The organism is Parapedobacter pyrenivorans, assembly GCF_014636865.1.
GTDB lineage: Bacteria > Bacteroidota > Bacteroidia > Sphingobacteriales > Sphingobacteriaceae > Parapedobacter > Parapedobacter pyrenivorans.
Genome location: NZ_BMER01000002.1, coordinates 184,292 through 197,499 on the forward strand (window position 1 = coordinate 184,292; position 13,208 = coordinate 197,499).

The following is a 13,208-nucleotide window of genomic DNA, read 5'->3' on the forward strand; positions in this document are numbered from 1 at the left end:
AGCCGAACCATACACCTTGCCTTGCTCGGGGTTTGACGTGATCGTCAACGTAGCCGGGGTAATTGCAAAGTCCGCTCCCGTATAGACTATTGTATAATTATCCACCGCATCCAATGTGCCCTGCGTAATCGCATACGAACCCACGTCTTCACCCGGGGCACGCTCCAATGCGCCCGTCAGGATCGATTCATCATCGCTTAGTGCAAAACCCGTGGCCTCAAAAGTTAACACTGGATCGCCCGAGCCGTAAATCTTGCCCTGCCCGGCATCGGCAATGATTGCCAGCGTAGCCGGAGTAACAGCAAAGTCTGCTCCCGTGTAGGCTATCGTATAGTTAGCCCCTGCATCCACCGTGCTCTGCGTAATCGCATACGAACCCACGTCTTCACCCGGGGCACGCTCCAATGCGCCCGTCAGGATCGATTCATCATCGCTTAGTTCAAAGCCCGTGGCCTCAAAGGTCAGCGCCGGATCGCCCGAGCCGTAAATCTTGCCCTGCCCGGCATCGGCAATGATTGCCAGCGTAGCCGGAGTAACAGCAAAGTCTGCTCCCGTGTAGGCTATCGTATAGTTACCCCCTGCATCCACCGTGCCCTGCGTAATCGCATACGAACCCACGTCTTCACCCAGGGCACGCTCCAATGCGCCCGTCAGGATCGATTCGTCATCGCTTAGTGCAAAACCCGTGGCCTCAAAGGTCAGCGCCGGATCGCCCGAGCCGTAAATCTTGCCCTGCCCGGCATCGGCAATGATTGCCAGCGTAGCCGGAGTAACAGCAAAGTCTGCTCCCGTGTAGGCTATCGTGTAGTTATCCCCTGCATCCATCGTGCCCTGCGTGATCGCATACGAACCCACGTCTTCACCCAGGGCACGCTCCAATGCGCCCGTCAGGATCGATTCATCATCGCTTAGTTCAAAGCCCGTGGCCTCAAAGGTCAGCGCAGGATTGGCCGAACCGTACATCTTGCCCTGCCTCGCATCGGCAATGATTGCCAGCGTCGCCGGGGTAATCACAAAGTCCGCAGCAGTATACGCTATCGTGTAGTTATCCCCCGCATTCAAATCGCCTTGCGTGATTGCGTAGGCATTTACATCCTCGCCCGGGGCGCGTTCCAACGTGCCCGTCAAGATCGACTCGTCATCGCTCAGTGCAAAGCCGGTGGCCGAATAGGTCAGTTCCGGATCGGCCGAACCGTACACCTTACTTTGGCCTGCATCCACTGTTACGGTCAGTGTCTTCGACGTAATCGCAAAGGCATTGTTGTTGGTATCAAACGTGATATCGTAGTTGTCTGCCTTGGTGCCTTCAAAAGTAATGTTAATATCGTAGGTACCGACGTCCTCGCCTGCCTCGCGGGAAGCACTTGATATAATGTCCGCAAAGCCGTCCCCGTCTACCAGTTCGCTTCCCGCCGCCAGCGCATAACCATACTCCGTTGGATCGGCTGCACCATACACTTTCGCCTGATCGGCTACCGGTACGATGGCGATCGCTTTCTTGGCGATCATCACGGTAAACGTAGCCATATCGCTTTCATAATTGTCGGTTTCGGGCAATGTCACTTCCACTTCCACGGTGCCTACGCCAATACCCTGTAACATCGGGAACCCGCTGATATCCACCAATTCTTCACCTTCGGTAATATCAAACGTAATATCCAGCGCATTCCCATCCCAATCGCCCAACTCAAAGGTAAGTTGCTCGGCATCCCCGTAGGTCCGATTCAGCGTGCTGCCGTTTATTGCGGTTTCCCCGCCCAACGCCACAGACCAAGATGGCATGTCTTTATCCACCGTGAGGGCTACAGACGCTTTTAATTCCTGCGTGTTGGTAAACCAAGGGTTGTCCGTGGCTCCCGGCATAATCAGCGGCACTTCAAACTCATATGTGCCCGCCACGTTGCCGTCGTAGCCGCCGCCAGCGGGGTCGACCAGCACCCAATTATCGGTATCGGAGTCGACCTCTACCTGTTCTACGCTTCCGTCAGTCAGCGTCACCTCCACAGTAAAGGCTGTCGGGATCGTCACTTGGTCCAGCGCCGTTCCAAAAGCGGCCGTTATTGCAATCGGTGCGTCTTGATCCACTTCATTTACATCTTCATAGGCGGATTCAAACGCGCCAATGTCGATGCGACTTCCCTGTACGCGTGCTGTACGTGCCAAATCCTCCGCCGCATCCGGTCCTCCGGGGAATACCGACAGTTCCGTAGCTGGATCACCGGCGTTTACCGCAGTACTGCCGGCTACTAGGCCATAATCGTTGGTAGCTACGTTTACAAACATCGCTTCTCCCGCGCCAATCCGGTTATATCCGCTCAATGCTTCGTCAACTTGGTCAATAACATTGTTCCATATGACGCTATTACGCAGTATGATTGAGCCACCCCCTGCCCGCGAAACTCCAACGGCACCACCCGTATTATCCGCCAATGTCACATTGGTGAGGTGTAAATCGCCCCACGTTCCCATGTGGATTCCGGATCCGCCTACGACAGCTCCTACATGATTGCCTGCAACAAGTGCATTCCTCAAGTGAACGACTCCCGCCAATGCATAGATTCCACCACCGAAAATTGTTGCCTCATTGTCCATCAAGGACACGGAAGTCAACACCAACGGCGGGCCATCCGCCCATTGCACCGCTGCCCCGCCGCCGTAGTCGGCCTGGTTGTGCCTGAGCGTTACGTTCCGCACCGTTGGATAAGCATAACCGAAAACCATTCCACCGCCCTGATTGCGATCTATAGCGTAGCCCTCGTCAACGAAATCAAGCTCGGAATCATCGTCCGCTTTGCCGCCCGTAATGGTAAAACCATCAAGCACCGTATTTTCATCCAAGTGTTCCCCGCCGGAAACACCAAGGGCTAGTACTACATGATACGCGTTGCTGCCAACAATGGTGCCATCGGTATGGTCGTTATTATCCAAGTCGCCCGACAGCACTGTGCCTTTATCAACTCCCGAAGCCGGGTTTGGTAATAACCGGTCATCGTCGATTCCCACTATGGCATTGTCCGGGTCAAACCCACCATAAAGTTGCACGTTATTGATTAGCTTAAAGCCCTTGTCGCGCACATCGCCGCTAGCCACCACTTCATAAAGCGGTTTATACGTTCCTTTGGCTACCCAAATCTGAAGCGGATCTGTCGCCGTCCAATTCATACTATTTTCCTCCGCCCATTTCAGCGCGTCGGCCAGTTCGGGAATGGCGTTTTCCCAACTGTCGCCCGTATTGTTCCCGCCCGAAACCTGTTTATCCACGTACAAAATATTGTCATCATCTGCTGAGATCGGCAACGTATTGACGGCGATTGTGGCAGAAGCCACACCGATCAGCCCGTCGCTGATTGCCCGCACGCGGTAGTAGTAGGTAAGTCCAGGTATCAAACCAGTCACCGTCTCTGAAAGGCTGGCATCCATATCTTTGCCCTCGTATCCCTCCACAAATGCGGTAAACTGGTCGTCTGTTGCTACATCCAGCAAGTAACTATCGACAGCGTCATTGGCCGGTGCTGACCAGTTGGCTGTAAATCGATTGGTTCCGACCTCGGAAGCTGCCGCCGCAACGGGTATTAACATCGCATAGCTCGCTACCCAATTGGCTTCCGTGCCCGTCAGCTCAAAGAGATTCAGTTGCCCATCAAAACCATTTGCTGAGGCATCATAGCTCCTGGTCAACCCCACATTGTCACCTTCCGGTATTCCCTGGTCGAACTTATAATAAAGCACCAGGCCGGGAGATACTGGCGCTGGCGCGCTGGTCATGCCGGCAACGATCTGCTCCTTCGTCCGAATAGCACTCCAAATCTTCAGCTCGTCGATATCGCCCCGGAACGGTTGGTTCAACGTGCTAAACGCACCGATTCGGGTTGTTGAGGCATTGTTCGACGCGATACTAACCGCGCCACCGCCACCGGCCTCTTCACCATTGATGTAAAAAGTAGCTTCGCCGGCATTGCCGCTACCGCTATATGCGAAAGTCATGGCGATGTGATTCCATTTCCCTGCTTCTACCTTGGCCGCTGTTCCTTTTCCGGTGCCGGTCCCCTCCAGGTACACCCGTCCATCACCCAGTAAAAACAGGGCATAACCCGTACTCGGTGTACCCGCAGGCTTATGACCGAATATGGTCGGATTGTCTGTAAAGTTGTCCGGCTTTATCCAAGCTTCGATCGTAAACGAGGAGGTACCGCCAAAATCTGTAGCCAACGTGGCTGCTGAGCTGAGCTGTACGGATTGATTCCCGTTAAACGATAACGCGTTGCCGGGAAGCGCCATTGTCGGTGTCGTGAATTCGATTTCATTGCCGTACGTGGTTCCGCGGCTGTTGATGGCATATGCCCTTACGAAAATCGGCCTACCTGCCGGCAGTCCAACGGCATTGCTGAAGATGCCGGTACCGCCAGCAGCAGCCGGCACTCTCCGATCAATCACTGTCGGCTCACCGGTTAAATTCCAAACAATGCCACGCTCGGTCACTGTGGTTCCGCCATCATCGCTTACATTACCGCCCAGTGTGGCACTCGTTGCAGCGATGGAAGACGCTGCGGAGGTCGTTACTGTGGCTGCTAACGTCACATTACTTGCGGTGATGCCATTCCCCGTAAGATCAGCCGTTACCACCGCCGCATCGGCGCCTGCAGCCCAGTCTTCCGCCGCGGCTAAGTTGTAGGTCGTACCGTCATCCGCTGACGTACCGTTTTTACTCAGCAGTTCAAGCACGCCGGCTATATCTGTAGCGCTCAGCACCAGCGTAAACGACGTACCGTTGCTGATTTCTTCATTTGGCGTATCCGTTAGCGTATACGTAGCTCCGCCTTCGCCAGTAAATGTAAACTTGCTGGCCACGATATCGTTGTTGGCGCCTGCCAGCGACAAAAATCCAGTACCGGTTACCACCAGTGTTCCCATACTCGCATCGTAGTTGGCGGCAATGATAGCGGGTACCGCTACGTTACCCACGGAAATCCCGTTGCCGTTTAGGTCTGCCACGTTCGTTGACGGATCCGCCCCAGCCAACCAGCCTTCGGCGGCCGCGAGGTTATATGTGGTACCCCCTGTGGAGCTTGTTCCATTTTTATTAAACAGTTGCGTTACGGCCTCACGATCCGTACTGTTCAATACGACCGTAAACGACGTCACGTCAGTGATTTCAACGTGGTCGCTGGTCAATGCATACGTCGCACCACCCTCCCCCGTTACCGTCAGCTTGGAGACATCGATATCATTGTTGCTCCCACTGAAGGCCACGAATTCCGTACCGGTCACCACCAGTGTGCCGGCTGCCGCGTTGTAGGTGGCCGAAGTGATGGCAGGCAGCGTGATATCGCTCGCCAAGGCACTCAACTGCTGTATAGTCGTCGACGTTTCAAAATCGTGTTCTACAAATCGCTCACTTTCATTCACCACTGTTTGAGGAATCAGGGTAAATGGCCCATCTTCCTCGGGCGCATAAATCAGCTTTAAGTTTGCGGCAGGTTCGCCGTTCAGCATGGCATCCGCATACGGGAAGCGCAGTGTGCCTGTATAAGTAATTGGTACATCAAATGTATACACCTGATTTACCGAGGGGATGCTGGCATAGTCTACCGGATCGTTACTCCGCTGCAACACATTATCCGTAAATGTCACTTCAGCCTCAGGGTTAAATGTGAGGCCCTGTACGGAAAAAAGCGTGTTCGGTTTGATGACCACTTCGCTGTTGATTACCGTAAATTGCGCTTTCGCCGGCATACTCCCGAGTATGCACCAGCCCAACGCGACGAATAGCTTAACGTTGAGCCACGCCAAGGGATAACTACGTTTCATGCGTATGTTTGTATGTTTAGGTTATTCGGCAGGTATCTGCGTATTTTTCGCCGCTTCTGCAACTCGCTGTTCCAGTGCGGTCATCCGCTCCAGCACGGTCGCCAATTGCGCTTTCAACTGGTCGTTTTCCGCTTTGAGTGTAGCCGTCCTTTTTTCCAGTGCCTGAATGGCTGCCATGTTGATACCATCGATATCGACCGTGTTGATGGTCGTGTCGTTCTTAACACCATCCAACTGAAACGCCGCATGGAAATCCTGGGCAACCGGGCCGATGTGTTGCTGCTCGGCCGACTGACTTTTGTAGTTCCACCGTGTAACGGGAATCATCGCCACTTTCTGCAAAACCGATTCAACATCGATTTCCTGAAAATTTTCCTTTTTATTGCGGTCGCTCACGCTAGTCCAGGATCCGCCGCCAGCGGCAAGTTCCACACCCATCGGGGATGCAATTTTTTGATAAGTCGTAAAGAGCTTGAATCCACCGACGAACCGCATGGTCATTTGATTATTTGCTGTCGCAAACGAACTATCCGATGAAAATCCGGCGCCACCACAGCTCAGCACCATGGATCCCTGGCGATTCGCCGTGCGCGCATTTTTTCCAATAGCTGTGGAGAACTGCCCGCTGGCACTATTCTGCAGGCCAATGGCTACGCCAAAGTTTCCATTGGCAATGGATGGGCCTAGCACAATTGATGCCAACCCGCCAGCTATCGAGGACGGGCCCATCGCCAGTGCGTCATCGTTCGTCGCCTGCGCGCCCGATCCGATTGCTACCGCCCCGACGCCCGAAGCCGTACCATTAAATGCAAAGGCGCGGTCGCCACTGGCCGTACCATTATTTCCAAATGCTACGGACTCATTGCCTGATGCCGTTGTAGTCAGTCCCAGGGCAACGGAATTTTCACCCGAAGCGCGGGTGTTGTTTCCCGCGGCAAACGAGTAGTTGCCCACGTTGGCGGCATCCCAATACGTACTGCCGAAACTACCCACATATCCAGTCCGGAACGCCGCCTTTTCGGGATACCACATCATGCGTCGACCCTCGCCGCTGATCGGCGCTTTGGTGGAGGATTCTACGTCGTCAACCTTGGTAAATGCCACAGCGCTGTCGGCCACATGAAACCCCGTTTGCGGATTAGCGATACCGATACCTACCTGGGCATTCGCATACAGGCAGCTGCTGGCCGCCAAAAAGAGTAAAATTTTTTTCATGATGTTGTTTTAGTATCTACGCGGTAAGGTTGTAAACGTCAATAATTGCGTTAAGCAAAGAGACCTGGTAGATGGTTACTTATGTTAGTTTCTGTCTTCAATCCGAAGCATATGTTTTTCCGGTACGGCAAAAGTAATATGCCCAACGTAAAAAAAGAAGTTTTCATTAGCTTTTTTCTTCGTACACTCAAGCAGCCTGCCGATGTTTTAATTGAAGGTTGCTCGCCGGGCAGCTGCTCCTTGAATAATTCGCGGGTAACGATTACACGTGTGAACCGGGATACTTAAATTGGGCAGATCATTTAAACCATGTTACGGCCGTAACCGTACAGCCGTAACAAAGGAGTACCTCGTGAATTTTCACAACAAGGACACACTTATCCGTGTTGCAGTTTATCGCTGGCGCCGCCGCCCCAGGCGTTGCAATAAGTAGCTTACAGCGAAACTCACCACCGCGCCGAAGGCAGCCAGCACAGCCGTTTTCAGCACATCGTGCAACCCCAGTTGGCCAACGATGCTCAGCAACGTTCCGCCCCCCGTACCGATCCCCAACCGGTGATCAATCCGCATCCTCCCCTCCTTTCTTTGCACCATTCTCCACGGCTTCCAGCACGCCCAGGGCTAGTGCCAAATAGCGAGCAACCATCACCACTTTGGGCGGCAGCTTCAATGGCGCGGCTAGGATAAAATGACTGGCCACGGCCAGCGTTTCTTTGATTTGTTCGTATACAGTCGGCTTCTCCGTTACGGGAAGCTCAACGGCTTTTTTGTCTTTCTTCATTTTTTTGTTTTTTGTAATGTGATAAAATTTGTACGTGGTGCAATTAGCAATCCCAACGAAACTGCAACGCTCCCTTCGGTCACGCCGCTAGGTTTCTTTTGGGTTTGCTAAATTGCTTTGGTTGGGGAAATAAGACTGCTGCAGAGCCAGCCTAGGAGATCCTAGCGCAGCGACGGAGATCCAGATGGCGAGCAGCCGCTTCCCTCCCAAAACTTGTTTTCGACTGCTGCAGAGCCAGCCTAGGAGATCCTAGCGCAGCGACGGAGATCCAGATGGCGAGCAGCAGTCGAAAACTACCAACCTATCGTATCCTTCCCTTACTTGCTCCACCAGCAACGGATACACCTGTTTGTATGCCGCGGCCGAGTGCAGCACACGGTAGTCGCCATCGATCAGCTGCCAGTACGACCCAGTAAGCAGGCAACCCGCTGTATCGGTGTGGTAGTTACCAATGTGGAAGAATACCAAGCTGAAGTTTGGGATATCACGCACTTCCACCATACCTTGGTGCATAGATGTATGGCGATTGCCATAGCGCGCATTCATACCCGCCGTGGTATTCAAACCCAGTGTATATTCGCCCGCCGGGATGGCCGTCCGCGCCGGAACCTTGCAGTCCCGAACCTTATCTTCCAGGATGTAGCAACCAAACAGACCGCGGATATACAAGTGGCCGAGGGTACTGTTCTTCCCCGTAGCCACGCGAATCAGTTTTATCTCACTCATCACCAGCACCCCATTAAAACGCTCCCAGGTAGCAGCTATTCGACCATTTCCGTTCGTGGCGGTCGTGCGCCATCAGGTAGAGATGCACCGGCCTATCTTGCAGCAGTGGCGGCAATTCAAGCGTTACACTGCCATCCTCGCGCAGTCGTTTCTCGTCATTGATGCCAGCCACGCGTAGTTCGGGATGATATGCGCAGAGGATGAGTTGATCGTCCCAGGCTTCATTCACCCCTACGGGGTTGCCTCCCAGCGAGACTGCCTCAACGGTGATCGTACGCCCCTGGCGTGTCACTGCGGTGCGGATGGGGTTGCGCAACACCCCTTCACTGAGCCGTACCATTGCAGGATCGACGTACTGGTCGGGATAATTTCCGGCTACCGCACGGAGCAGCACATACGACATCGCCCGGCCGAACGGTGTTTTACCTTTCATGCGGGTGGCAAATCCCCGGTGGATCAGTTTGCGTACCGGCGTCAAAAATTCGCTAGCCACCTTAAAGCGCTGTTGGATGGCCAGTCGGCCGTCTACCTCGTTGCTTTTCTTGCCTTTGCTATTGGATATTACGTTCATGATTTTCTCGTTTACCTGTTCATCAACTAAAAGGAGCAATCCGCCCACCACGGTAGGCGGGATCGCTCCTCTGTTTACGACGTTACACCAACGCTACCTCCCCGAGGTATACACTCCGCGACACGTTGCGGCCTTTCCGGTCGGCGGTAAAGAGCCATACATGGCCTTCGTCCGTCTGGAAATGATTAGGCAATACAATTTCTACCGTTCCATCAGCACGCTGGGGCGGCGTGGGCGCGGTGAGGAACTGGTCGATACCCGGATGGTACAGCACGATGTACATCCGGTCGTCCGGCTGTTGCGCATAAATGCCGTTCTCCACGGTATTCCACGTCACCGTCAGTACACCCGCTGCTGCACTGGCGGATTCGCCGCCGCCACCGCTGTACCCTTCCGCAATACGGACCTGGCTGTAATCCAGCATGTAATCTGGATAGTCGCCGGTGATTGCGCGGCTGAGGTTGCTCTGAAACGCCACGTTCATCGGCGTATGCGTATCCGTTTTGCGCTGGCCGTACCCAACCCGGATAAACACCTTCAGCGGCAGGAGGAAGCGCATCAACAGCGTGAATTTGGCTTGCTGCATCAGCTGTTCTTCCGTAGCCGGCTTGGTGCGTTTCTTATACAGCCCTTTGATGTAGTCGATGCTCTTCCAGCTGCTGCCGATCACACTACCTGCTTTTCCTTTGAAGCCTCCGTTGGCTCCTCTTCTGATTACTCCCATTTTTCTAAATCCTTTCTTTTAAATTTTTACTAATTTTTTATCGTTCACCCGTCTGCCTGATCAGTTGCTTACGTGCTCACGGTTTACTCCATTTGCAATGCCACAATACCGGTATGCGTTGCTTCATGGAGGCAAACATAGGGCACTGCAAATCAAAAAAATAGCACTTGAATACGGTTGACGGGGATGTGACGGGGTGTTATCGGGAAATTGACGGGGATGTGAAGGGGATGTAGTTTTAGTCTGTTGCTCCACGACTGGATCCACGGCGCTTCGCTGGCGTCTCCTAGGCCGTGTCTGCAACGGACGTAAACTGATTGGGAGAGTGGAAATTTCCCTTCCACCTCCAAAGCAGCTTAGAAAGCCTAGAAGAAACCTAGTGCCGTGACTGCAGGGAGCGTTACAGTTTCGCTGGGCTTTTCTAACTGCGACCCCATCCTAGGCCGTATCTGCAATGGGCTAAAACTACCAAATCACCCTTAACGGGTATTTGGCTATGTTTGCATCAGTAGAAATGATTTCCATTTCTCCGTCGATTGCGGTAGCGGCAATCAACCGATCGAACGGATCTCTATGAATGAGCTCAAGGTTTTCAAATTGGGATAAATTCGACAATTGAATAGGTAAGATGATTACATTATTAACGGGTCATCAAAATCCTCGGCCATCTTAAGCTTCCCCTTTAGCAGTCCCGCCTTCCTCGGAGAAACTCTTTTAGCGACCACTGACTGCCTTTTACTTAATATAAAATCAATAAAATCTTCTACCTCCTGCTGATAGGCCGGAGGTATTTTTTTTATTTTCTCAACAAGTTGAACATGTCCCATAGTCTTTGACTAATACAAATCAAAGATAATAAAAATAGCACTAACGTCATTGGCTTTTTCCATACAAGCCGAGCCCCCAAGAGGTGGCAAAAACGACACCGATCCGAATCCGGTTCTGCTGAATGATCCTCTTAACTCCCTACTTTCTCCTGCCTATTTCCCGCCATCTGCTATGCGCCAGCTAAGGCTCAGCTAACCCGTGGCTATGAAATTGATAGCCACCGCACGGCCACCGCATAGCCGGAGCTTACATTACGGCAGGAGAATGGCGGGAGAAGTTCAAAAGAAAGGCAGGAGAAAGTGGCCACCTTTTCACTACCTTTGGCGGCTTGTACTATTCGGTAAACACTGCACACAATCGTTTCAAACATGAAGGTAAAAAGCAACCCACTACTTTATATTTTATTAGGCTGGAATGTCCTGCTAACTGCTTTTCTGGCATATACTTACGTCTATCCTGACAAGACCACGGCAACGGAGCGACTGGATATCGTTGATAAAAACAACAGCCCTTTGTTGAGCATTTCCAATGCCGACCATTTCCCGGATCCCATCATCGATGGCAAAACCCATAAGCGCGCCGTATCGCCCAGCGGGATGGTTTTCTTCAATGAAGATGGCAATGAGGTGGGTGGCATGGCATTTTCAAAACGAGATTCCGCTTCTTTGAATGCGTTCGTATTTGACTACTCCAACGCCGACGCGATTGGCATGCTTGTGCAGGAAGATAGCGGCACCGGTGCACATCGTGCGGCTATCCAAATCAACGACAAGGGCAAAAAGCTTGGCGAAGGTGCACATCGTATTTCGTTGCAGAATGAAAACGGCACTGCCGGTCTTTTTATCATGGATAGAAAAGGCAATATCGTCATTGAGCTCTCGGTAGACTCGCTGGGCAAACCGAATTTGTTGCTACCGCAGGCAACGCGGTAACTTTTTCAATCATCAATTTACCTTTAAGAACCCATAGGCAAAAGCCTCCCTTGGTACCTTGGCCACGACCGCCTGGCTGATAGCGACGACGGCCCCTGAACCATCATATCCAAGCTCTTTATTTGATCATTGATTCGACAAAAGCCGTATACGCATGGAATTTCGACCGGTAATAAACCACCATCGCCTCATCAGGAATATACGCTTCGCCGGCAGCAACCATCTGCCCGCAAGCCGCATGATAATCAGGGTACAATTCAATTCCGACGGCAGCGGCTATTGCCGCCCCCAAACAGCCCGTTTCCGCAACGTGTACACACTCCAACCGCGTCTGCAAAACGCTCGAAAGCAATTGGGAGAAAACGGGGCTACGCGCACCACCTCCGGTAAACCGTGCACTGTGAACTCCCTTACCGGTCGAACGAAGCCGTTGCACATGAGCCAAGTGGCTGAATGCAATCCCTTCATACACCGCCTGTAACATATCGTCTTTCGTATGCGAACCGGAAAGGTTGTAAAACCCCGAACGGATAATCCCGTTTAGGTTATTACCGTGCAAAAAGGGCAGGAACAACACGTCCGAGTCCACTCGCCCCCGATCCGCCAGTCTTTGATCGCAATAAGCAAAAACGGATGTGCCTTTGCGATTGCATTTCTTTTTCGCTCTGTTCATAAATTGATTGACAAACCATTCCAGGTTTGTCATTGCAGTCGGACTGGCTTCCATGGCGATTTGCAACGTAGGGTCTGCAAACAGGGAAACCATGGCCAATTCTTCGGCTTGAATTTGCGCGTCAGACAGCAAGCAGTTAACGCTCCACGATCCGGAGATGACCGTTGCCGAACCGGGTTGGATTGAGCCGCAGCCTACCATGTTGGCAACCAGATCAATCATTCCGGCAACCACGGGTATTCCCTCGGGTAATCCCGTTTGGCGCGATGCCGCTGCGGTAGTCCTGCCGATCACCGTCTTGCTTTGCCGGGGTTCAGGAAGTGCCGTTTCTATGCCGGATAGTCCAAACAGGTCGAACAATTCTGTGTTCAGCTTGCGATCTTCAATGGCCATTAGATTCGTAACCGAAAGGTCTGAATAATCTGTCGAAACCACTCCCGTTAAACAATAGTTCAGGTAATCTTTGCAGAAAAACACCGTTCTGAGGCACATATAGGTCGGCAAATCATATCGGCGCAACCAAGCTAACAGCGAATTCGTCTGGCCCGGCCAGCAATATTGCCTTGAAAATAAAAACGCAGCTGCGGACACCCCGTCGTCATTCCACCGTTGGCAAATCCCCTCCGCCCTGAAGTCCAGCGACTGGATGCCCACCAGCGGTTTGCCATCGCCATCCAAGCCATAAAGACCATTTCCATGGCCGCAAACACCCACAGCCAAAATGGCGGATGAAGCAACGCCCGCAGCTTGAATGGCTGCACGGATCACACCAGACACACCCATCCATAATTCATTGAGATCGTATTCGTAATAGCCCGGTTTGGGCAGCCTGGCTTTCACACGGCCGGAAGCGGTGCCAACGGATCGCCCTGTCAGGGAAAAGAGGGTCGCCTTACATACGGTGTTACCGCAATCTATCCCCAATAAATACGATTCCATGCATTTACTTT

The 13,208-nt window shown here is 52.6% G+C and carries 10 protein-coding genes; 1 reads left to right on the top strand and 9 read right to left on the bottom strand.

Annotation, left to right across the window (positions count from 1 at the left end; translation table 11 throughout):
• From IEV98_RS12615 to vapB, 8 genes are all read right to left on the bottom strand, one after another.
• The coding region (locus IEV98_RS12615; protein ID WP_194444871.1) for an MBG domain-containing protein at positions 1 to 5,808 on the bottom strand (5,808 nt) is incomplete at its 3' end.
• Between the two features lie 21 nt (positions 5,809 to 5,829).
• On the bottom strand, positions 5,830 to 7,023 hold the full coding sequence (locus tag IEV98_RS12620) for a tail fiber domain-containing protein (RefSeq protein ID WP_188506365.1): 1,194 nt from the start codon (positions 7,021 to 7,023) through the stop codon (positions 5,830 to 5,832).
• Between the two features lie 393 nt (positions 7,024 to 7,416).
• On the bottom strand, positions 7,417 to 7,593 hold the full coding sequence (locus IEV98_RS12625) for a hypothetical protein (protein ID WP_188506366.1): 177 nt from the start codon (positions 7,591 to 7,593) through the stop codon (positions 7,417 to 7,419).
• Complete coding sequence (locus IEV98_RS12630; protein ID WP_188506367.1) at positions 7,583 to 7,804, bottom strand: hypothetical protein; 222 nt, start codon at positions 7,802 to 7,804, stop codon at positions 7,583 to 7,585. The genes IEV98_RS12625 and IEV98_RS12630 overlap by 11 nt, the downstream gene beginning before the upstream one ends.
• A gap of 249 nt (positions 7,805 to 8,053) precedes the next feature.
• A complete protein-coding gene (locus tag IEV98_RS12635; protein WP_188506368.1) occupies positions 8,054 to 8,530 on the bottom strand; it encodes a DUF5675 family protein in 477 nt (158 codons plus the stop codon).
• Between the two features lie 13 nt (positions 8,531 to 8,543).
• Positions 8,544 to 9,101: a DUF6266 family protein gene (locus tag IEV98_RS12640; RefSeq protein WP_188506369.1), complete on the bottom strand. Its 558-nt coding sequence runs from the start codon at positions 9,099 to 9,101 to the stop codon at positions 8,544 to 8,546.
• An 82-nt stretch (positions 9,102 to 9,183) separates the two neighbouring features.
• Entirely contained in the window at positions 9,184 to 9,825 is a 642-nt protein-coding gene (locus tag IEV98_RS12645; RefSeq protein WP_188506370.1) for a DUF6266 family protein, read from the bottom strand.
• 632 nt (positions 9,826 to 10,457) lie between these two features.
• Positions 10,458 to 10,652, bottom strand: coding sequence for a type II toxin-antitoxin system VapB family antitoxin (gene vapB / locus IEV98_RS12650; protein ID WP_188506371.1), 195 nt, complete (start codon positions 10,650 to 10,652; stop codon positions 10,458 to 10,460).
• A 369-nt stretch (positions 10,653 to 11,021) separates the two neighbouring features.
• Between vapB and IEV98_RS12655 the strand changes: the two genes are divergently transcribed.
• Positions 11,022 to 11,585 carry a hypothetical protein gene (locus tag IEV98_RS12655; protein WP_188506372.1) on the top strand — a complete coding sequence of 188 codons (564 nt, stop codon included), beginning with the start codon at positions 11,022 to 11,024 and terminating at the stop codon, positions 11,583 to 11,585.
• Positions 11,586 to 11,703: 118 nt separating this feature from the next.
• Here the strand turns inward: IEV98_RS12655 and IEV98_RS12660 are convergent, their stop codons facing one another.
• Positions 11,704 to 13,197 (bottom strand): FGGY-family carbohydrate kinase, encoded by a 1,494-nt coding sequence (locus IEV98_RS12660; RefSeq protein WP_188506373.1) that lies wholly within the window; start codon positions 13,195 to 13,197, stop codon positions 11,704 to 11,706.
• Positions 13,198 to 13,208 lie beyond the last annotated feature (11 nt).